The sequence below is a fragment of the Mycobacterium conspicuum genome, assembly GCF_010730195.1.
In the GTDB taxonomy this organism is placed as follows: Bacteria; Actinomycetota; Actinomycetes; order Mycobacteriales; family Mycobacteriaceae; genus Mycobacterium; species Mycobacterium conspicuum.
Map to the genome: position 1 here is coordinate 3598936 of NZ_AP022613.1, position 19922 is coordinate 3618857.

Annotated in this window: 20 protein-coding genes; 12 read left to right on the plus strand and 8 right to left on the minus strand. The window is 67.7% G+C overall.

The genetic code is table 11. The annotated features are described in order from the left end of the window. Positions 1-2: 2 nt before the first annotated feature. Positions 3-1391 carry an FAD-binding oxidoreductase gene (locus tag G6N66_RS16665; RefSeq protein WP_085231181.1) on the plus strand — a complete coding sequence of 463 codons (1389 nt, stop codon included), beginning with the start codon at positions 3-5 and terminating at the stop codon, positions 1389-1391. Between the two features lie 218 nt (positions 1392-1609). Here the strand turns inward: G6N66_RS16665 and G6N66_RS16670 are convergent, their stop codons facing one another. The 3 genes from G6N66_RS16670 to G6N66_RS16680 are packed head-to-tail and all read right to left on the minus strand — an operon-like array spanning position 1610 to position 3434. Further along, positions 1610-2254, minus strand: a complete 645-nt coding sequence (locus G6N66_RS16670) for a TIGR03085 family metal-binding protein (RefSeq protein ID WP_085231182.1) — start codon at positions 2252-2254, stop codon at positions 1610-1612. Between the two features lie 11 nt (positions 2255-2265). Further along, positions 2266-2901: a PAS and ANTAR domain-containing protein gene (locus G6N66_RS16675; RefSeq protein ID WP_085231183.1), complete on the minus strand. Its 636-nt coding sequence runs from the start codon at positions 2899-2901 to the stop codon at positions 2266-2268. A 53-nt stretch (positions 2902-2954) separates the two neighbouring features. Then, positions 2955-3434, minus strand: a complete 480-nt coding sequence (locus G6N66_RS16680; protein WP_085231184.1) for a hypothetical protein — start codon at positions 3432-3434, stop codon at positions 2955-2957. A gap of 117 nt (positions 3435-3551) precedes the next feature. Here G6N66_RS16680 and G6N66_RS16685 point away from each other — a divergent pair, with 117 nt between their 5' ends. The 5 genes from G6N66_RS16685 (at position 3552) to G6N66_RS16705 (ending at position 8967) form a co-directional block, all read left to right on the plus strand. Further along, complete coding sequence (locus tag G6N66_RS16685) at positions 3552-4121, plus strand: hypothetical protein (protein WP_232079335.1); 570 nt, start codon at positions 3552-3554, stop codon at positions 4119-4121. A gap of 52 nt (positions 4122-4173) precedes the next feature. After that, on the plus strand, positions 4174-5226 hold the full coding sequence (locus G6N66_RS16690; RefSeq protein ID WP_085231185.1) for a DUF5685 family protein: 1053 nt from the start codon (positions 4174-4176) through the stop codon (positions 5224-5226). Between the two features lie 27 nt (positions 5227-5253). Then, positions 5254-6849 carry a Na+/H+ antiporter gene (locus G6N66_RS16695; protein ID WP_085231186.1) on the plus strand — a complete coding sequence of 532 codons (1596 nt, stop codon included), beginning with the start codon at positions 5254-5256 and terminating at the stop codon, positions 6847-6849. 80 nt (positions 6850-6929) lie between these two features. Further along, positions 6930-8030: a glycosyltransferase gene (locus G6N66_RS16700; RefSeq protein ID WP_085231187.1), complete on the plus strand. Its 1101-nt coding sequence runs from the start codon at positions 6930-6932 to the stop codon at positions 8028-8030. Positions 8031-8136: 106 nt separating this feature from the next. Beyond that, positions 8137-8967, plus strand: coding sequence for a sulfurtransferase (locus G6N66_RS16705; protein WP_085231188.1), 831 nt, complete (start codon positions 8137-8139; stop codon positions 8965-8967). A 283-nt stretch (positions 8968-9250) separates the two neighbouring features. Here the strand turns inward: G6N66_RS16705 and G6N66_RS16710 are convergent, their stop codons facing one another. Further along, the gene (locus G6N66_RS16710) at positions 9251-10081 is read right to left on the minus strand and encodes a 5'-methylthioadenosine/S-adenosylhomocysteine nucleosidase family protein (RefSeq protein WP_232079336.1); all 831 of its coding nucleotides are present in this window, start codon (positions 10079-10081) and stop codon (positions 9251-9253) included. A 65-nt stretch (positions 10082-10146) separates the two neighbouring features. On the opposite strand from G6N66_RS16710, the gene G6N66_RS16715 reads away from it, so the two are divergent. From G6N66_RS16715 to G6N66_RS16730, 4 genes are read left to right on the plus strand one after another with little or no spacing between them, the layout of a single operon-like run. Then, entirely contained in the window at positions 10147-10635 is a 489-nt protein-coding gene (locus G6N66_RS16715) for a hypothetical protein (RefSeq protein WP_085231189.1), read from the plus strand. Beyond that, entirely contained in the window at positions 10635-11366 is a 732-nt protein-coding gene (locus tag G6N66_RS16720) for a hypothetical protein (protein WP_085231190.1), read from the plus strand. Before G6N66_RS16715 ends, G6N66_RS16720 begins: the two co-directional genes overlap by 1 nt. A 2-nt stretch (positions 11367-11368) precedes the next feature. Further along, entirely contained in the window at positions 11369-12352 is a 984-nt protein-coding gene (locus G6N66_RS16725; RefSeq protein ID WP_085231191.1) for an alpha/beta fold hydrolase, read from the plus strand. Between the two features lie 55 nt (positions 12353-12407). Beyond that, a complete protein-coding gene (locus tag G6N66_RS16730) occupies positions 12408-13190 on the plus strand; it encodes an SDR family oxidoreductase (RefSeq protein WP_085231192.1) in 783 nt (260 codons plus the stop codon). Here G6N66_RS16730 and G6N66_RS16735 read toward each other — a convergent pair. From G6N66_RS16735 to G6N66_RS16750, 4 genes are all read right to left on the minus strand, one after another. Further along, positions 13187-14374 (minus strand): cytochrome P450, encoded by a 1188-nt coding sequence (locus G6N66_RS16735; protein WP_085231193.1) that lies wholly within the window; start codon positions 14372-14374, stop codon positions 13187-13189. The two genes, G6N66_RS16730 and G6N66_RS16735, sit on opposite strands and share 4 nt — an antisense overlap. After that, a complete protein-coding gene (locus tag G6N66_RS16740) occupies positions 14371-15360 on the minus strand; it encodes an LLM class flavin-dependent oxidoreductase (protein WP_085231194.1) in 990 nt (329 codons plus the stop codon). The genes G6N66_RS16735 and G6N66_RS16740 overlap by 4 nt, the downstream gene beginning before the upstream one ends. 68 nt (positions 15361-15428) lie before the next feature. Continuing rightward, the gene (locus G6N66_RS16745; RefSeq protein WP_139825025.1) at positions 15429-16490 is read right to left on the minus strand and encodes an NAD(P)H-dependent amine dehydrogenase family protein; all 1062 of its coding nucleotides are present in this window, start codon (positions 16488-16490) and stop codon (positions 15429-15431) included. An 8-nt stretch (positions 16491-16498) separates the two neighbouring features. After that, complete coding sequence (locus tag G6N66_RS16750) at positions 16499-17476, minus strand: LLM class flavin-dependent oxidoreductase (RefSeq protein ID WP_085231196.1); 978 nt, start codon at positions 17474-17476, stop codon at positions 16499-16501. Positions 17477-17546: 70 nt separating this feature from the next. Between G6N66_RS16750 and G6N66_RS16755 the strand changes: the two genes are divergently transcribed. Together G6N66_RS16755 and G6N66_RS16760 are read left to right on the plus strand one after the other, a co-directional pair. Further along, positions 17547-18764, plus strand: coding sequence for a MalY/PatB family protein (locus tag G6N66_RS16755; RefSeq protein WP_085231197.1), 1218 nt, complete (start codon positions 17547-17549; stop codon positions 18762-18764). A 202-nt stretch (positions 18765-18966) separates the two neighbouring features. Then, entirely contained in the window at positions 18967-19875 is a 909-nt protein-coding gene (locus G6N66_RS16760) for a haloalkane dehalogenase (RefSeq protein ID WP_085231284.1), read from the plus strand. Positions 19876-19922: the final 47 nt, after the last annotated feature.

Genomic DNA, 19922 nt, shown 5'->3' on the forward strand with positions numbered 1-19922 from the left:
CGATGAGCGACATGGCGGCGCGGTTCGCCGAAATCGTCGGGAGCGCTTATCTGCTGACCGGCGACACGATCCCCGAGGACTACGGGCACGACGAGGAGCTGACGCACCCGCCGCAGCGGCCGGCGTATGTCGCCAAGCCGGCTAGCGCAGAAGAGGTTTCGCGGCTGTTGATGGCGGCCTCCGCACATGGAGTGCCGGTCACCGCCCGGGGTTCGGGAAGCGGCCTGTCGGGCGCGGCGCGTCCCCGGGCGGACGGGCTGCTGATCTCGTTTGAGCGGATGAACGCGGTCCTGGAGGTCGACACCACCAACCAGGTCGCCGTCGTCCAGCCCGGCGTCACGTTGACCGAACTCGACGACGCCACCGCCGACACCGGCCTGCGGTACATGGTCCACCCCGGCGAGCTGTCCTCCAGCGTCGGCGGCAACGTCGGCACCAACGCCGGCGGGATGCGCGCGGTCAAATACGGCGTGGCCCGGCACAACGTGCTCGGACTGCAGGCGGTGCTGCCGACCGGTGAGATCATCCGCACCGGCGGCAAGATCGCCAAGGTGTCCACCGGCTACGACCTCACCCAGCTGATCGTCGGCTCCGAGGGCACGCTGGCCCTGGCCACCGAGGTGATCGTCAAGCTGCATCCGCGGCTGGACCACAGCGCCACCGTGCTGGCGCCGTTCGCCGACTTCGATCAGGTCATGGAGGCGGTGCCCCGCGTCCTGGCCACCGGGCTCACGCCCTACATCCTCGAGTACATCGACAACATGACGATGGCCGCGCTCATCCACACCCAGAACCTGGAGTTGGGAATTCCGGACCAGATCCGCGACAGCTGCGAGGCGTATCTTGTTGTGGCCCTTGAGAACCGCACCGCAGACCGGCTCGACGAGGATGTCGAGAAGACCGGTGAGCTGCTGGCCGAACTGGGTGCCGTCGACGCCTACGTGCTTGAAGGGGCGTCGGCGCGCAAGCTGATCGAGGCGCGGGAGAAAGCGTTTTGGACGCTGAAAGCCGTTGGTGCCGATGACCTTATCGACACCGTGGTGCCGCGCGGCTCGATGCCCAAGTTCATCTCCACCGCACGCGGTCTGGCGGCGGCCGCCGGCGGCGCCGCGGTCGGCTGCGGGCATGCCGGTGACGGCAACGTTCACCTGGCGATCCTGTGCAAGGATCCCTCGGCGAGGCACCGGCTGATCACCGATATCTTGGCGCTGGCAATGGAATTGGGCGGTGCCATCTCCGGCGAACACGGCCTGGGCCGCGCGAAGACCCCGTATTTTGTCGAGCTCGAGGATCCCGCCAAGGTCGCCCTGATGCGCCGGATCAAGCAGAGCTTCGACCCGGCGGGCATTTTGAACCCCGATGTCGTCTTCGCGGCGGAGTCACTTCCGTAACAAGAAGCCGGGCATAGTGATTTTTGTCCACCTCTGAGCGACAATTGCGGTTTCGCAGTGTGCGCGCAGGGCGTCGGAAGATTGAGTGTGAACTCAGGGCTTTCGGTTGCAAGGACGGCGGACGACCCGCAACAGCCCGCGACATTCGATTTGTCGCTCAGAGGTGGACAAAAAGCACATCGCTTCCCCGCCAGTGACAGGTGTGGCGAATGTGACTCTCACATCCCGAAATGCGTACGCTGCACCGCCACCACCGCCTCCGGTGGCCCGTTCAGCGAGACTACCGCCGCGGATTGGCGCCCAAAGAGATACAACAAAACTTCACCCGGCGACCCGCTGAGCCGAGCCACCGGCTCACCTGGCCGAACCCTCACGCGCTCGCTGGTGCCCGCCCATTCCAGCTCAAGCCCGCAAGCGCGCAACCGCCGGCTCAGAAACCGCCCGCCGCGCCGCACGTTTCGCCACAACGCGGCATCCATCGCCACCGTAAGACTGCGCGGCCCTTGGCCATTCGCTCGTCGAACGTCCTCGTGGTGCACGAAGAACTCGTTGAGATTCGCCATCGCGCGCACCCACTCGAGGCGGAAGAATCCGATCGGCGGCCCGGACCGAATCTCCTCGACGAGCCGCGCAAAGTCCGTCCGCCACGCCAATCCCGCCCTGCGCCGCTCGGCGAACCGCGCGAAGGGCCCGGGCAGAACGAGGCATGGCCCGGCGACCGGATCGTGTTCTCGCTGCACCAGATGCGCGGCCAGATCGTGAGCGGTCCAGCCGTCGAGCAGGGTGGGAGCCGACGGACCGAGCCGAAGCAACAGATCGCACAGCTCGCGGCGCTCCAGCGCGTCCAGCCGAACATCAGCCACGCCGGCACAGTCTACGGGCCGTGCACACCCAGCAGCACGCGGTCGACCTCCCTGCGCACGTGGTCGGGAATCATGTTGGCCGCCACCACCTCGCGCGCAAACCGCTCGCAGAATTCGCGCAGGCTCAGCCCGGTCTCCTGCGAGCGCCATTTCAACGCGCTCAACGCATCTGCGGCGGAGAACTGATAGACGTACATCAAAATGCCGCGGGCACGTTCGATGACGGCGCGGTCGGCGGCAATGCTTTTCGCGGCCTGCCCGACCCGATGTCGCACGTCGTTCTCGTCGGAATCGGTGATGTCGATATAGAACCCGGAAGTGCCGATCACCTCGCCCGCTTCGTCGAAACGGCGACTACCCACCACGACAACGACGCGGACCCGGCCCTGCGTGTCGATGATGCGATGACGGCTGCTGAACGGCTGCCCGTGACGAATCATGTTGTCGACTAACGCGGTAACGGCCGGCTTATCGTCGGCGTGCTTGTGCGCCAGCACCAGCTCGGTGGTCGGCACGACGGATCCCGGTTCGTAGCCGTGCATCCGCGCGACCTCGTCCGACCATTCCCAGCGTTCACCGTCGACCGAGAACCTGAAACTGCCGACCCGGTCCCCCACCAGGGCTGCGTCGGCTTCGATACCCGTCATGCGAACCACCCCACGGCACGCGGATACCCATTCAGCCGCCGTTTACCAAGTGTTTATGTCTTGGGGCGCACCCCCGCGGCGCGGTAGACGAAGTTCGGGGTCACCGGAAAGCGCAGCGTGGTGGTGGGTAGCTGGCCGAGCACGTCGTCGGGGATCTTTTTCTTGTAGTTGAGTTTCATGCTGCCGCTGAAGGCGCTATCGACGGCATGCAGGTCGATGTCGATCACGAGGCCTTTCTCGGTGATCGTCGCCCGCCCCGGCCCGTGATCGATGTCCCAGTGGCAGTCGATGGACCGCAGATTCGCGTCACCGCGGGTGGGAAACGTCGCGACGATCCGGGCGGCGCTGAAACCGATGCCACCCACGTAGCGGGACACACCCGAGGCCGAAAACACCCCCGGGACATGCCCGCTGAAGTGGCGATTCACGCCGACACGGCCCGCCTCGAAGATGGCCCCTTCGGCCTCGAGTTGTTCGTGAAGCTCTGCGGGCAGATTGCCCAACTGCGACCAGATGCGGAGGAAGCCGAACACAAGCCAGACCGTAGCCGAAGCCGTTGGCCGTCGCATACCCTGGCGCAGTGGGCATGCTGGCCCGACTTGTCGCCGCCCTGATCGCGATGACGGCCGTTTCATCGGCCGCACCGGCGCGTGCCGATCCGCCGCCCACCCAGCAGAATCACCACGGTCGCCGTGGGGCCCGGCGGCCAGCCGATCAACGGCTACGTCGAGGCGCCGTCGAGAAGCAACGTCACCACGGTCGACGACTGCACCACGCCCTCGCCCTCGGCGATCGCGGACAACGTCTACTATTGCTCCCCCACCGCGGCCGGCGCGGGCACCTGCTGGCCGTCGACCCCGGGATCGCTACTGTGCGTTGACAATCCGTGGGACAAGCGGCTGCACCGGGTGACCTACGGCGGCGCGCTCCCGCCCGTCCACCCCACCGCCTCACCCGACCCGTTCGCGCTGCTGCTCGACGGCGGCGCGCGCTGCCTGTTCCGCAATGGCGGCGCCTGGGGCGGGCGCGCCGACGGCTACATCGGCGTCTACGACTGCGGCGACGTCGCGGTGCTGTGGCTGCCCAGCCAGGGCGCCGGGACGTGCATCGACCGCTCGGCGGCGGTGTGGACGGTGAAGGTCGGCCAACTCGGCGCACAGACCGCGAGCCCGCCGCAGACCCGCGCGGTGACCAGCGCCTGGTTCGCTGGAGCGGTCTAAATCCCGGCGTTTCCGCCCCCGTGGGCGTTGCTGGTGCGGTAACTTCTCCGGCATGTTTGGCATCATTCGGCCCTGCCGTCATCGGCTCGGCGGCGAGCTCGCGGCCGCGTGGAGGGCCCAGTTGTGCGGGCTGTGCCTGGCGCTGCGCGACGACTACGGGCAAAGCGCGCGCATCGCCACCAACTACGACGGGCTCGTCGTCTCGGTGCTCGTCGAAGCCCAGCAGACCGCCCAACCCACCCGCCGCACCGCCGGGCCGTGTCCGCTGCGGGGCATGCGGCGCGCCGACGTGGCCACCGGCGAGTGTGTGCGGCTGGCCGCGGTGGTGTCGCTGGCGCTGGCCGCGGCGCGGGTGCGCGATCACGTCGACGACCGCGACGGCCTGATCGGAGCACCCGGCGTGCGCCCGGCCGCCCGTCGCATCGCCGAGCGGTGGCTGCACCAGGGCACCGACGCCGGCCACACCCTGGGCTTCGACACCGGGGTCCTGGTGGCCGCGATGGATCGGCAGGCCGACCTCGAGGCCGCGGCGGGCCCGGGCAGCTCGCTGCTGGCGGTGACCGAGCCCACCGAGACGGCGGTGGCCGAGGCGTTCGCGCACACCGCCGTGCTGGCCGGTCGCCCCGCCAACTCGGAGCCGCTGCGTGAGGTCGGTCGGCTGTTCGGGCGGGTCGCGCACCTGCTCGACGCCGTCGAGGACTACCGCGACGACGTGGCGCGCGGCAAGTGGAACCCGTTGGCCGCCACCGGAACTCCCGTCGCCGAGGTCCGCACGCTGTGCGACGATGCGGTGCTGGGCATCGAATTGGCCTTGGCCGACGTGGAATTCACCGACGGCCGGCTGCCGCAGCGGCTGCTGACCCGCGAGCTGCGGCGCGCGGTGTCGCGCACCTTTGCACACAGCGGAACCCCACACGGCCAGCAGGAGCCGATCAACTTCGGGCCCGGCGCCGACGTCCCGCAGGACGAGGGCGCGGATCCGGCCACGCAGGGGCGGCGACGCGGCGCCAGCTCGAGCTCCGTCTGCTGCTGCGATGGCTGTGATGGCTGCTGTGACTGCGATTGCTGCTGCGACTGCGACGACTGCTGCTGCGACTGCTCATAACGGCCGCCCGTACGGCACTATGGGCTGGTGTTTGGGCTTGAGGTCATCGTTGCGCTGGTCAGCACCGTCGTCTTGGGTACGGTCCTGGGCCGGCGCTATCGCGTGGGTCCCCCGGTTCTGCTCATCCTGCTCGGCTCGCTGCTGGGCCTGATCCCGGTCTTCGGCAATCTGCGGATCAACGGGGAGATCGTGCTGCTGCTGTTCCTGCCGGCAATCCTGTACTGGGAGAGCCTGAACACCAGCTTCCGCGAGATCCGCAAGAACCTGCGCGTCATCTTCATGTCCGCCATCGCCCTGGTGATCGTGACCGCGGTCGCGATCTCGTGGACCGCGCGCGCGATGGGGATGGAATCGCACGCGGCGGCCGTCCTCGGCGCCGTGCTGTCCCCCACCGACGCCGCCGCCGTGGCCGGCCTGGCGAAAAAACTGCCGCGCCGGGCGCTGACCGTGCTGCGCGGCGAGAGCATCATCAACGACGGCACCGCGCTGGTTTTGTTCGCCGTCACGGTCCACGTCGCCGTCGGTGGGGCCGAGGTCGGCCCGGCCGACTTGACCGTCCGGTTCGTCGTCTCCTACCTCGGTGGCATCGCCGCCGGGCTGCTGGTCGGGGGTGCGGTGAGCCTCTTGCGCCGCGGCATCGACGCGCCGCTCGAGGAAGGCGCGATGAGCCTGCTCACACCGTTCGCGGCGTTCCTGTTGGCCCAGGCCTTCGATTGCAGCGGGGTGGTCGCGGTCATGGTTTCGGCGCTCATGCTGGCCTACTTCGGGCCGGTGGTGATCGGGGCTCGCTCCCGGCTGCTGACCTTCGGGTTCTGGGACATCTCGACCTTCATGATCAACGGCGCGCTGTGGGTGTTCGTCGGGACACAGATCCCGGGCGCGCTGCACGGCGTCAACCACATCGACGGCGGCATTCGCCACGCGGTCCACCTGGCGCTGGCCGTCACCGCCGTCACCGTCGTGACCCGATTCGTCTGGGTGGAATTCAGCACCGTGTTGGGTCGCGCGGTGGACCGCAGCATGGGGCGGCCCAGCCGGGCCGTGAACTTTCGTCAGCGCTGCGTCACCAGCTGGGCCGGATTCCGCGGCGCGGTGTCGCTGGCCGCCGCGCTGGCCGTGCCGTTGACCACGCTCAGCGGCGCGCCTTTTCCGGAGCGCAGCCTGCTCATCTTCGTCGTGGTCGTCGTCATTCTGGTGACCGTGATCGTGCAAGGGATCTCGCTGCCCGCGGTCGTGCGCTGGGCCAACATGCCGGAGGACGTGGCGCGCTGCAACGAACTGCAACTGGCCCGCAGCATCGGCGCCGAAGCCGCGCTGGAGGCGCTACCGGTGGTGGCCGGCGAACTCGGCGTCGGCCCGACGCTGCTGGGTCGTCTGCAAAAGGAATACCAAGAGCACGCCGCGGTGGTGATGGCCAACGACGACGATCCGAAGGCGCACGATCTGGTCGAGCGCAACGAATTGGTGCGACAGGTGCGCCTTGGCGTGCTGGCGCATCAACGGCGGGCCGTCACGACGCTTCGAAACCAAAACCGCATCGACGACATCGTGCTGCGCGAGTTGCAGAACGAGCTCGACTTGATCGAAGTGCAGTTGCTCAACTCTTCCGACAACCCACAGTGATGTGGGGAGTTCATAGACAATTCAGGCAATCGTCGGCGTCATATCGTTGACCGTCCACAAGCGCCGGATGTTCTCACCTTATGCGTGTTGTTCAGGTCGCCAATTTCTATGGCCCGCGCTCCGGCGGCCTACGCACCGCGGTCGACCGGCTCGGCGCCGAGTACTGCGCGGCCGGCCACGAAGTCTTTCTCATCGTCCCGGGTTCACACGCCGACCGTCGCCGCCTGCCCACCGGTGTCGTGCGGATCACCCTGCCCGCCAGACTGATTCCGTTCACCGGTGGCTACCGCGCGGTGATGCCGGCACCGGTGCGCGCGCTCTTGGCCGCGCTGCAACCCGATGCGCTGGAGGTCTCGGACCGGCTCACCCTGAGGTCGCTGGGCCGTTGGGGCCGCGAACACGGCGCACGGACGGTGATGATTTCGCACGAACGCCTGGATCGCCTTGCGGGCCAAGTGCTTCCGCCGCGCACGGCGCGGAGCCTCGCCGACTTCGCTAACGCGCGCACGGCCGCAGAATATGACACCGTGGTCTGCACCACCGGATTCGCGCGCGAAGAATTCGACCGGATCGGCGCCACCAATGTCGTCACCGTTCCGCTCGGCGTGGACCTGCAAACCTTCCATCCCCGTCGCCACTCTCCCGCGGTGCGGCGCCAATGGGCCACACCCGCACAGCTTCTGCTGGTGCACTGCGGCCGGCTATCGGTCGAAAAGCGCGCCGACCGCAGCATCGACGCGCTGGCCGCGCTGTGCGACCTCGGCGTCGACGCCCGCCTGGTCGTCGCCGGCGAGGGGCCGCTGCGGGCCAGGCTGCAACGCCAGGCCGCCCGGTTGCCGGTCGACTTCACCGGCTTCATCGCCGACCGGCACACCGTCGCCGGGCTATTGGCCTCCGCCGACGTCACGCTGGCGCCGGGACCGCACGAGACGTTCGGGCTGGCCGCGCTGGAATCGTTGGCCTGCGGAACGCCGGCCGTGGTGTCGCGCACGTCCGCGCTGGGCGAGATCGTCACCCCGGACAGCGGCGCCTTGGCCGACAACGACCCGGAGGCCATCGCCCGGGCGGTCGGCACGATCATCAGCCGGCCCGAATACGACCGGCGGTTCTGTGCCCGCCGCCGCGCCGAGATGTTCACCTGGCGCCAGGCGGGCGCGGGCATGCTCACCACGTTGGCGTAGCGCCGTCAGCCCGCGGGGACAAGAAGATTCGGCGAGCTGAGGATCTCGGCCGTCGATACCTGCTGCCCATGGTCCAGGATCGTAAGTCGCGGTTAGGCTCGGTTGCGTGGATTCACGCGCACGGGTGCTGATCAGCGCCGCGGAGCTGGCCGGTCTTTTGCAGGGCGGCGACCCGATCACCGTTTTGGATGTGCGATGGCGGCTCGACGAACCCGACGGGCGTGCGGCCTACTTGCGGGGCCACGTTCCTGGCGCGGTGCACGTGTCACTCGAGGACGAACTCAGCGACCACACGATCACCGGCCGGGGTCGCCACCCACTGCCGTCGGGGCGCGCCCTGCAGGAGGCCGCACGGCGATGGGGCATTCGGCAGGACAGCGTGGTGGTCGCCTACGACGACTGGAATCGCGCCGGCTCGGCGCGCGCGTGGTGGGTGCTCACCGCCGCCGGGCTGGACGATGTCCTTATCCTGGACGGCGGCCTGTCCGCGTGGCGGTCGTTCGGCGGGGACATTGAGGAGGGTCCGGTGGTCGCGGAGCCGGGGAATGTGACTGTGTCCCATGATGATTTGTATGCCGGCGGCCGGCCGACGCTGACGGCCGAGCAGTCCGGAACCGTGACGCTGCTCGACGCGCGTGCGCCCGAACGCTTCCGCGGCGACGTCGAACCCGTCGACCCGGTTGCCGGACACATCCCCGGCGCCAAGAACCTGCCCAGCACGGCGGTGTTGGCCGACGACGGCACCTTTCTCGAAAACGCCGCGCTGGCGCGGTTGTTCGACGGCCATGGCCCCGCCGTGGGCGCCTACTGCGGCTCCGGCGTCAGCGCGACGGTGGTCGTCGCGGCGCTCGCCGCCCTGGGCCGCGACGCGGCACTCTTTCCGGGTTCGTGGTCAGAGTGGTGTTCGGATCCCGATCGCCCGGTTGAGCGAGGATAGCCCTTGCAATGAGTGTGCGCCTATGGCGGCGACACGCCGAGGTTCGCCGCCATACGCGCACACTGAAATCCCTACGCGCACACTCAAATCCCTCGCCCGCCCATAAAGGCGGGCCGAGGGAAGCCGACAAGGCGTCGGAACATTTGCGTGTGAACTCAGGGCTTTCGGTGTGCGGACAATTCGCAACAGCCCGCGACATCCGATTGTCGCTGTGAGGTGGACAACAGACACATACCGTCCCCCCGGTGATAGAAGTGACGCATGGGACCGCCGGGGCGCCGAGTCAGTGCCAGTTTCGCAAGAACTTCGCCACCGTGCGAGCGGCGTTGTCCGCCGCTATCCGCTTGTAGTAAAAGAACGTAATCGGAAAACCCGGCAGGTGTAGCGGATCGCCTTGTCCGTCCGAGATGCCACGGATGCCGAGGAACGGCACGCCGTGCGCATCGGCGACGGCCTGGGCGGCCGCGGTTTCCATGTCCATGGCGTCAAACGCCGGATTCTGCTGTGCAAGACGCACATTGCCGATCAGCCCCCTGGCCAGCCAGGGCCCTATCGCCTCGACGAAGTTTCCGGTATAGAACGGAGACCGGTTCGGTGCCCTGCGCGGCCGGCAGCCAAATACGCTTCCCCCGAACGGGATGGCCGGGAACGCGGTGCCGTTGTTGTTGTCGCTGCTGGCGCCGTCTCCTCCGACGACCAGTCGCGGTTGGCGCCGCAACTTGGTGTTATCCAGTGCGACAGAAAGCGTTTGAGCCGTCTCGAGCATGCCCGCGTCGACGGGACGAAACGTCGTCCCGCCGTCCAGGGTCCATTGCGCCGGTATCGCGACGTCCCCGATCATGGGCCGCGAACCACCACCGGCAACGCCCGAAAACACCACTGCGCCGATGCAATTGAACCGGGCGAACGCGGCCTCGGTGGCATTGGCCGCGTTCACCAGACCGATCCCGGTCATCGCGACGATCACCTTCCGGCCGCCGATCGCCCCCAGGTAGAAATACCTACGGCCGCAGACAACCACCGGGTCCGGGTCCAGCGTGGTGTGAGACAACACCGCATCGCATTCGGCCGGAAAGGCCGCCAACACCAAGATGCGCGGTTCGCTCGAATTCACGGTCACTTCACCGCGCATCACCATACCGCCGATTTCCGAACCATCCGCGGCTAAGATCGGCACCCATGTCGAAGGCGATTAGATCCATTGTCGTCATCGCGGCGGCATGCGTGGCCGCCGCGGGGTGCGCGTCCAAGCAGCCGCCACAAGCCACTGTTTCCAGCACGACGAAAGCACCCACAAACACCACCACAGTCGCGTCGCAAGCCGCGCCCACCAGCACGTCAGAGTGCGTCGGATTGTCCATCTGTCCGACGCCGCCGCCGGACGCCGAAGGGAATCCGGCGTGTTACTACGCCGATGGCTGGCGCGCGAATTCCGGTGGCCCGGGGATCGAGGTGTGGTACTTTCACGAGCCGCAGAACATGGGCAAGCCCGACAAAATCACGGCTGTGGTGCGTAAGAAGGACGGCACCAACGACTCTCAGGACGCCAGCATCGACGCCGGGCAACAGACGCATCGCTTCGAATTCGCGACCATCGATGCATCCGCCGTTCAAGAGGTGTTGCTGAACACCAGCGGCGGCCGTTGCTTCGTGATCGGTGCTCCGTAGTGAACCGTGTCAAGGCAGGCTTTTTCAGCCTGACGCCGCCCTCCGACCCGTCCGAGCAGGACCGCAGCTATCTGCGGTGGCATCTGCTCGATCACATGCCGGAGCAATACCAACTGCCCGGCATCGTGTACGGGTTGCGCTGGATCGCCGACGGCGACTACGCCCAGCGGCGCCTGGCGGCGCGCGGACCGCTGGAACAGCTCGGCAACGTCGTGCACTACCTCGTCGGCGATCCCGTGGAACAAACCTTCGATGACTTCGTCACGCTCGGCCGCACGTTGCGAGAGCAGGGCCGCTTCCCGGTCACCCGACCGTCGCTGCAGATTTCCGGCCTGCGGCTGCTGGACTGGCAATCATCCCCGCGCGCGCTGATCTCGGCCGAGGTGGTGCCCTTCCGGCCGCATCGTGGCGTCCTGCTGATCGTCGAGGAGGCCGACGGCGGCCGCCCCAGCCAATGGCTGCAATGGCTGCACGCCGAACACTATCCCGCGCTGCTGGCCACCCCGGGCACGGCCGGCGCGTGGACATTCGGATCGACCGGGGCGTGGCGCGCCCAACAGGGATGGCGCACCGAGCCGCACTACATCACCGTCGTCTACCTCGACGAGGACCCGCTGGCCACCACCGACACCCTGGCGCCGCTCGTCGAAGAGCGGTGGCGATCCGGCGCGGTGCGACCGGCCTTCGCTGGACCGCTGCGGAGCATGATCAGTTGGGAAGCTTGGATGTAGGCATGGACATCTTCGCGGAGTGGCAAAGCGGCGGCACCCAACTGCGGTGGCGCTCGACGACCCCGGCCAACGACGGCCGGGAAATCACCGTGTTCAGCCGCCGCTGCGGCACACCCGGCGCCCCCGCTCTGGTGTTGGTGCACGGCTTTCCGACGTCGAGCGTCGACTACTACGCGCTGACGCGGGAACTCGAAGCCGAGTTCGACATCTTCCTGCTCGACTTTCCCGGCCACGGGCTGTCCGACAAGCCAACCGCGCCCTACGTCTATTCGCTCTACGACGATGCCCGCCTGCTGGTCCACGCGATCACCGCGGAGTGGAAGCTGACGGACTTCCGGATGCTCACCCATGACCGCGGCAGCAGCGTCGGCATGATCGCGCTGGGCCTGCTGGGCGCCGAGCACCAACCGCTCGACGTCATCTTCACCAACGCCAACATCTACCTGCCGCTGGCCAACCTCACGGTGTGGCAAACCGCGCTGCTCGATCCGGCGACCGCGCGGCCCACCGCGGCGGCCACGACCCCGGAGACGCTGGCGGCCGGCATGGGGATGACGACGTTCATGCCGCGGCGCACGCCGGACGACCCGGAGATCGCCGCGCTGGCCAAGGGCTTCGCGCACAACGACGGCGTCCGGGTGATGCCGGACGTCATCCAATACCTGAACGAACGCGCCGCGGATGAAACCCGTTGGCTGGAAACGCTTTCCGAGAGCGAGGTCAACACCACGGTGGTGTGGGGCCTGCATGACAACGTCGCGCCGGTGCGCGTCCCGAACTATGTGTGGCAGACATACCTCAAGCACAAGCCCGGTCGTAACCGGTACTGGATCGTCCCGGGCGCCGACCACTATCTGCAATGCGACGCGCCCGCCCAACTGGCCCAGATCGTTCGCCTCACGGCCCAGGGCGAGGACATCGCGCTGCAGACACTGGGGAACCAGCCCGACGGCGCGGTTCTGGTGGATCAAAGCACCCCTGGCTAGACGGTTATCACCATGTGTATGGTGACGAAGTCACTCGAGTGAACGGGAGAAGTGCATGGCGGATCGGTTGACGGGCAGAGTCGCATTGGTCAGCGGCGGGGCGCGCGGCATGGGCGCATCGCACGTGCGCGCGATGGTGGCCGAGGGCGCCAAGGTCGTGTTCGGCGACATCCTGGACGACGAGGGCGAGGTGGTCGCCAAGGAGATCGGCGACAGCGTCCGCTACGTCCACCTCGACGTCACCCAGCCCGACGACTGGGACGCCGCGGTCGCGACCGCGGTCCGCGAATTCGGCGGGCTGCATGTCCTGGTCAACAACGCCGGCATCATCAACGTCGGGACCATCGAGGACTACGCGCTGTCCGAGTGGCAACGGATCATCGACATCAACCTCACCGGCGTCTACCTCGGCATCCGGGCCGCGGTGAAACCGATGAAGGAGGCCGGCCGCGGCTCGATCATCAACATCTCGTCCATCGAGGGTATCGCCGGCACCATCGCGTGCCACGGCTACACCGCGACCAAGTTCGCCGTTCGCGGACTGACCAAGTCCGCGGCATTGGAGTTGGGGCCCAGCGGAATTCGGGTCAACTCGATTCACCCGGGGCTGATCAAGACGCCGATGACCGACTGGGTTCCCGACGACATCTTCCAGACCGCGCTGGGCCGGATCGGGCAGCCGCAAGAGGTGTCCAACCTGGTGATCTATCTGGCCAGCGACGACTCCAGCTACTCGACGGGCTCGGAATTCATCGTCGACGGCGGCAACACGGCAGGGTTGGCGCACAAGGACTTCAGCACGGTGGAAACGTCGGAACAACCCGAGTGGGTGACCTAGCCGGTGAAGACGGGCAGCTTCGACCAACCCCGCACGCTGGTGGTGTGGGCCTTGGTGGCGTTGGCGTAGTCGACTTCCCAATCCGGCCAGCGCTTGATGACCTCTTCCAGCACCACCCGCGCCTGCATGCGCGCCAGCGCCGAGCCCAAACAGAAGTGCAGGCCGTGCCCGAAGCTGAGATGCCCGGCGCCGCGGTGAATGTCGAAGGTGTCCGGATCGGGATACTTGCGCTCGTCGCGATTGGCTGATCCGTTGAGCAACAACATGATCGAGCCCTCCGGAATCGTTTCCCCGCGGCATTCGGCGTCACGCGCGACGTAGCGCGCCTGCACCGGCGAGGGCGCTTCGTAGCGCAAGACCTCCTCGATCGCCATCGGAATGAGCCCGGGGTTCTGCACGAGCTCTCGACGTTGGTCGCGGTGCTCGGAGAGCAGTTGGCCCATGAAACCGATCAGGCGCGTGGTGGTCTCGTTGCCGGCGCCGGCGATCATGCTGACGTAGAGCAACACCTCGCTGCGCGTCAGCCGCCGGGTCCCGTTTTCGTCCTCGAGCTCGGCATTGAGCAGCTGCGTCATCAGGTCGTCGGAGGGATGGTCGACCCGCCAGTCGACGTAGTCGGCGAACATCTCATGGCTGTGCTCGAGAAAATCCTTGGGCACCGGCCTGAATGTGCCTTCTTGGAGCGTGATTTGGCGGCCGCCACGGTCCCGGATCTCCTCCTGGTTTTCCTCGGGGATGCCCAGCAGGTAGCCGATCGTGCGCATCGGCACCATCGCGCCGATGTTCTCGATGAAGTCGAACCGCCCCGTGCCCATCAGCGGGTCGAGCGCACGCACACAGAAGTCGCGGGTAAGGGGCTCGATCGCCTCCATCCGGCGCGGGGTGAAAACCCTTGAGAGCAACCGGCGATGGTGATCATGAATGGGTGGGTCTTCGAAAAGGATGACACCGGGCGGAAAGTCGATGTTGCTCATGATGATGTCCATGGTGGTGCCATGGCCCGAGCGGTAGACCTCCCAGTTGGTCAGCTCGGGGGCGACGTCTTCATACCGGCTCAGCGCGTAGAAGTTGTACTTGTCGTTGTGATACAGCGGGGCTTCGTCGCGCAGCCGTTTCCAAATGGGATACGGGTCGTCGTCGATGTCGAAATCGAATGGGTCGTAGTACAACTCGGTCGTGGTCATAGTGACGCCTCCTTCGACAGCGCCTCGGGTAACACGACCTCGCCGACGCGCTTGAGATAGGTCCACGCGATCTCCGGTGGCAGCCCGCCGCACAGCGGCGAGAGGTTCAACACCTGGCCGGCGCGAATCCGCGAGACCGCCTCGGAGACCGGGATAATCACGTGCGACGCGGCCGCCTCACGCAGCTCGTCAACGTTGCGAACGTGGGAGAACCCCGCCGTCGTCTCGTCGCCGGGGTTCCAGGCCGCGTACGTCTGCACGTCGTGCAGCAGGTAGTCGCCGAGCTCCGACCACGCCTGGTCGATGTCGTCGGCGACGAAGGTGACCGAGGGGGTGTTGCGCTCGGGAAAAAACGTCGCGCCGGGCGCGTGGCCGTGCTTGGCGCAGGCGGCCTCGTAGGCCTCCCGCATCCCGGGCTCGTTCGCGTTCCCCAACATCCCCAGGCCGTACCTGCCGGCCCGGCGTGCGGCCGCGACGGTGCCGCCGCCCCACATCAATCCGGGTCCGCCGGGGGTCAGCGGCTGCGGTGTCACCGTGATCCGTCGTCCGTCGAGGTCCACCGTCTCACCGGCGAGCAGCCGCCGCAGCAACGTGAGCTTCTCGTCGCAGAGCCGCCCGCGATCACGCACCGCCAAACCGAAGTGCTCGAACTCCTCGGGCCGATACCCCAGGGCCAGGATGTACGACGCCCGGCCATTGCTGATGATGTCGAGGACCGCCATGTCCTCGGCGAGGCGTACCGGGTCGTAGAACGGAAGAATCAGGATCAGGCTCAGACCCAGGCGCTGAGTGCGCGCGGCGATCGCGGGAGCCAGCATCATCGGTGACGGTAGATAGCCGTCCTCGGAGCCGTGGTGCTCACACAGCACGGCCGCGAGGCCGCCGTGATCCTCGGCCCACGCGCACATCTCGGGCACGGCGGCATACAGCTCAACCGGGGGCGCTCCCCACGCCGGGTCCCGCATGTCGAAGCGCATCGTGAACACGGCGACTCCTAGATAACCTAAGGTTTGTCTCACGTACGCTACGTGGGGCCCAAGATCGGCGTCAACGATCAGTCAAAGACATGTCGCGGCAGGGTCGTCGGGATGTCCAGCGAACTGAGCAGGCCGGGCGCGGCGTCGACGACGTAGGAAACCGCGTTCACCACCCGCATGGCCGTCGACATCATCGCGGCGTGCCCGGCACCGTGGCCGACGGCCGCCCCCATCGTCATCACGCAGTGAACTTCGGGATCGCCTTCGATGTCGACCCGGTACGTCGCGTCGCAATCGGACGTCGGCCACGAGGGTGCGACGTCGCGGGCCATCCGGATGACGTGTTCGATCACGATGGCCTCGCGGCCGTGGACCACACCCGCGGCCCGGGTCCGCACCGCCCCGCAGGTGCCCGCCGCGATCGTGCCGAATGCCACGCTGATATCCCGCTCGGTCAGCTCGCGGTCGAAGTAACCGCGCACCTGCTCCACCTCCACCCCGAGGCCGCTGGCGATCAGGTATATCGGTGCCTTCCAAGCCATCTCGATGAACCCGGGCGTCGTCATCATGGGTTCGAACTCCAGCGGGCGGCCGAAACCCAAGCCATCCATCATCACGTCGGCCACCGGGTAGTGATCGTTGAGCGCGACCTCGCTGGCGGTGATGCAGCGGATGTGCTTCGACTGCGTCGTCATCAGCAGCGCCAGCTGGTCGGAGGCGAAGCCCGGGAAGATGCCCGACACGTACAACGACGCGCCGCCGGCCTTGGCCGCCGCTTCGAGGTCGTCGCGCCAGTTCGGCGCGAAGTACGACGGCGGGTACACCAGGCTCGTCGACGACGTCGACACGACGTTGATCCCGGCCCGCAACAACCGGATGTAGTCGGGCACCGCGGCCCCGTCGCGTTCGGGACCGCTGGCGGCATAGACCACGCAGTCAGGCTTTAACGCGATCAGCGCCGCGGCGTCGTTGGTGGCGGCCACCCCCAGCGGCTCACCACCGGCCAACTCGCCGGCGTCCTTGCCGACCTTGTCCGCCGAATGCACCCATACGCCAACAAGTTCCAGATCCGGCCGGCGCCTGATGGCGTCGATGGCGTTCCTTCCCACTCCGCCGGTGGACCACACCACAACGCGCATATGTCTCCTCAACCTTGGGCCCGCGCGGCGGCGGCTACCGCACAGCGCAGATACGGCCACGCCACGTCGGGCGCCACGCCGCCACACAGCGGATGCAACGGCAGCAGGCGCCCGCCGCGGATGTAGTCGACCGCCTCGTTGGGCGTGAAAATGCGGTACGGTCCGCCGCTCTCCGCGCGCAACGCCGCGACGCTGTCGGCGCGACTGATGCTCGCGACCGAATCGTCTCCGGGCCGGTAGGACGCCGCCATGATCGCATCATGCAGCAGGTGCGGCCCCAACACGTCCCATGCCTCGTCGACATCTTCGGCGACGAAAACCGTTGTGGGAGCGCCTTCGACGGGAAACTGAATCATTCCGGGCTCGTGCCCGTGGGCGCGGCACTCCGACTCGTACAGCTCCTTCAGGCCCGGCAGGGCGGTCTGGGAGACGAAGCCGAACCCGTGGGTGCCGGCGCGACGGGCCGCCGCCTTGCTGCCGCCGGCGATCAGCACCATGGGCCCGCCGGCCGTCGCGCATGCCGGGGTGACCCGAACCTGCCGGCCGCGATAGGAGACCACCTCGCCACGCACCAACGGGCCGAGCACCGCCAGCATCTCGTCGGCCACCCGCCCGCGCGTGGTCATGTCGACGCCGAAATGCTCAAACTCCTCGCGCCGATGCCCGACGCCGAACGCGTACCACACCCGTCCCCTGCTGATCAGGTCCAGCACGCTCATCTCCTCGGCGAGCCGGACGGGGTCCCACAACGGAATCGCCACGGCGGCCAGCAGTATCGCCAACGTGCGCGTGCGCCCCGCGATCGCCGAGGCCAGCATCAGCGGCGCGGGCAGATGGCCGTCGGCGGCGCCGTGGTGCTCCGACAACACGGCCAGCGCCGCACCTCGCGTCTCCGCCCACGCGCACATGTCGATGGCCGCGCCGTAAAGGTCGGCGGGCGGCCCAGCCCAATCCGGCGCCCGCATGTCGAACCTGAGCGTGAACATGCGGCTAACCTAACATTTGTTCCCGCACTAATCAGTGGTTGATCGGGCGGCGGCGGCCTAGTCTGCCCACGTGACACCCAATCCGCTCGAAGAACTCACGGTCGAGCAGCTACGCGCGCGCACCAGCATGAAATGGCGGGCCCGGCCGCCCGATGTCCTGCCGCTGTGGGTCGCCGAGATGGACGTCAAGCTCGCACCGACGGTGGCCGACGCCCTCCATCGCGCCGTCGACATCGGCGACACCGGATATCCCTACGGGACCGCGTTCGCCGAGGCGGTCAGCGAATTCGCTTCGCGGCGTTGGCAATGGCACACCGTGGAGGTCGACCACACGGCGATCGTTCCCGACGTCATGCTCGGCGTCGTCGAGATGCTTCGACTGGTCACCGAGCGCGGCAACACCGTCGTCGTCAACTCGCCGGTGTATCCCCCGTTCTATGCGTTTGTGTCCCACGACGGGCGTCGGGTGATCGAAGCGCCGCTGGGCTGGGACGGCCGGATCGATCTGGGCGTGCTGGAGGAAACGTTTGCCCGGGCCCGCGCGGCGGCCGGGCCCAGCGGCGGCGTGGCGTATCTGTTGTGCAATCCGCACAACCCGACGGGGTCGGTGCACACCAGGGACGAACTCAGCGGTGTCGCCGACCGTGCCCGCCGCTTCGGGGTCCGGGTGGTGTCGGACGAGATTCACGGCCCCCTGGTGCTGCCTGGGGCGCGATTCACGCCGTATCTCAGCGTGCCGGGCGCGGAGGACGCCCTGGCCCTGACGTCGGCCACCAAGGCGTGGAATCTGTGCGGGGTGAAGGCGGCGCTGGCGATCGCGGGCCCCGAGGCCGTCGGCGACCTTCGGCGCATGCCCGAAGAGGTCAGCCACGGGCCGAGCCACCTGGGCGCCATCGCCCACGCCGCGGCGTTCCGCAGCGCCGACGATTGGCTCGACGCGTTGTTGCGCGGCCTGGACGCGAACCGCACGCTACTGGATGAGCTGGTCGCCGAGCTGCTGCCGGGGGTGAGCTACCAACGGCCGCAGGGCACGTATCTGGCGTGGCTGGACTGTCGGGACCTGGGGTTTGGCGAGCAAGCCGCCGAAGGCCCGGCGGTGGTGTCGGACCTGTCCGGGCCGGCCCGCTTTTTCCTGGACCAGGCCCGGGTCGCGCTCACGTCCGGGCACGCCTTCGGCAGCGGCGGAGCCGGGCATGTGCGGGTGAACTTCGCCACCTCCCAAGCGATCCTCCGCGAGGCGTTGTCGCGGATGGGCCAGGCCCTGCAACATCGCGGCCCAGGATGCTGAAGCCCGACAGCCGCGCCACCGTCAATTGCGCGTGAGTCAAATTCATCTAGCTGCTGGGCATGAACAGGGATTTTGGTGGCCGCGCCTCCGCTGATTGCGACATGGTTGTACCTTCAAGACATTTCGTACTGGACGAAGTCACGCCCGCCGAGGCAGGCTGTCCGGGACGCCGCCAATGGCAGGTCCACCAGAGGAGCTGATCATGGATGTCCTGAGAACCCCGGACTCGAGGTTCGAAAACCTTGAGGATTACCCGTTCTCAGCGAATTACGTCGACGTGGCGGCGAGCGACACCGAGCCGCTGCGCATGCACTACCTCGACGAAGGGCCTCCCGAGGGCCCGCCGATCGTGTTGCTGCACGGCGAACCCACGTGGAGTTACCTGTACCGCAAGATGGTTCCGCCGCTCGCTGACGGCGGCTACCGCGTGCTCGCGCCCGACCTGATCGGCTTCGGCCGCTCCGACAAGCCCAGTCAGATGCAGGATTACACGTACCTGCGGCACGTCGAGTGGGTGACATCGTGGTTCGAGCGCCTCAAGCTCAAGGACGTGACGCTGGTGGTGCAGGACTGGGGCTCGCTGATCGGTTTGCGAATCGCGGCCGAACAGGACGCCCGGGTGGGGCGGCTGGTGGTGGCGAACGGTTTCCTGCCAACCGCGCAGCGACCCACCCCGCCCGCCTTCCACGTTTGGCGCGCGTTTGCGCGCTACTCCCCCGTGCTGCCGGCGGGCCGGATCGTTGCCGTCGGCACCGTGCGGCGGGTGCGGGCCAAGGTCCGTGCGGGCTACGACGCGCCGTTCCCCGACAAGAGGTATCAAGCCGGGGCCCGTGCGTTCCCGCAATTGGTGCCGACCTCGCCCAACGATCCGGCGATCCCGGCCAATAGGGCCGCCTGGGCGGCCCTGGGCCGCTGGGAGAAGCCCTGCCTGGCCATCTTTGGGCATCGCGATCCGATCCTCGGTAGGGCGGATCGCCCGCTGATCGAGCACATCCCCGGCGCCGCGGGTCAGCCGCACGCCCGCATCAATGCCAGCCACTTCATTCAGGAGGACAGCGGGCCGGAGTTGGCCGACCGCATCCTCGCCTGGCTGCCGCCGGTGGCTGACTAGCCTCGGCACGAGCGTGCGCAGATGCACGCTTGTTACGGCGTGTCGAC

Bases quoted from the DNA above. Each gene is read 5' to 3' on its own strand.
- G6N66_RS16665 (WP_085231181.1), top strand. From the start codon at position 3: ATGAGCGACATGGCGGCGCGGTTCGCCGAAATCGTCGGGAGCGCTTAT.
- G6N66_RS16735 (WP_085231193.1), bottom strand. From the start codon at position 14,374: ATGACCACGACCGAGTTGTACTACGACCCATTCGATTTCGACATCGAC.
- G6N66_RS16690 (WP_085231185.1), top strand. From the start codon at position 4,174: ATGTTTGGCATCATTCGGCCCTGCCGTCATCGGCTCGGCGGCGAGCTC.
- G6N66_RS16675 (WP_085231183.1), bottom strand. From the start codon at position 2,901: ATGACGGGTATCGAAGCCGACGCAGCCCTGGTGGGGGACCGGGTCGGC.
- G6N66_RS16760 (WP_085231284.1), top strand. From the start codon at position 18,967: ATGGATGTCCTGAGAACCCCGGACTCGAGGTTCGAAAACCTTGAGGAT.
- G6N66_RS16725 (WP_085231191.1), top strand. From the start codon at position 11,369: ATGGACATCTTCGCGGAGTGGCAAAGCGGCGGCACCCAACTGCGGTGG.
- G6N66_RS16715 (WP_085231189.1), top strand. From the start codon at position 10,147: ATGTCGAAGGCGATTAGATCCATTGTCGTCATCGCGGCGGCATGCGTG.
- G6N66_RS16750 (WP_085231196.1), bottom strand. From the start codon at position 17,476: ATGTTCACGCTCAGGTTCGACATGCGGGCGCCGGATTGGGCTGGGCCG.
- G6N66_RS16745 (WP_139825025.1), bottom strand. From the start codon at position 16,490: ATGCGCGTTGTGGTGTGGTCCACCGGCGGAGTGGGAAGGAACGCCATC.
- G6N66_RS16730 (WP_085231192.1), top strand. From the start codon at position 12,408: ATGGCGGATCGGTTGACGGGCAGAGTCGCATTGGTCAGCGGCGGGGCG.
- G6N66_RS16700 (WP_085231187.1), top strand. From the start codon at position 6,930: ATGCGTGTTGTTCAGGTCGCCAATTTCTATGGCCCGCGCTCCGGCGGC.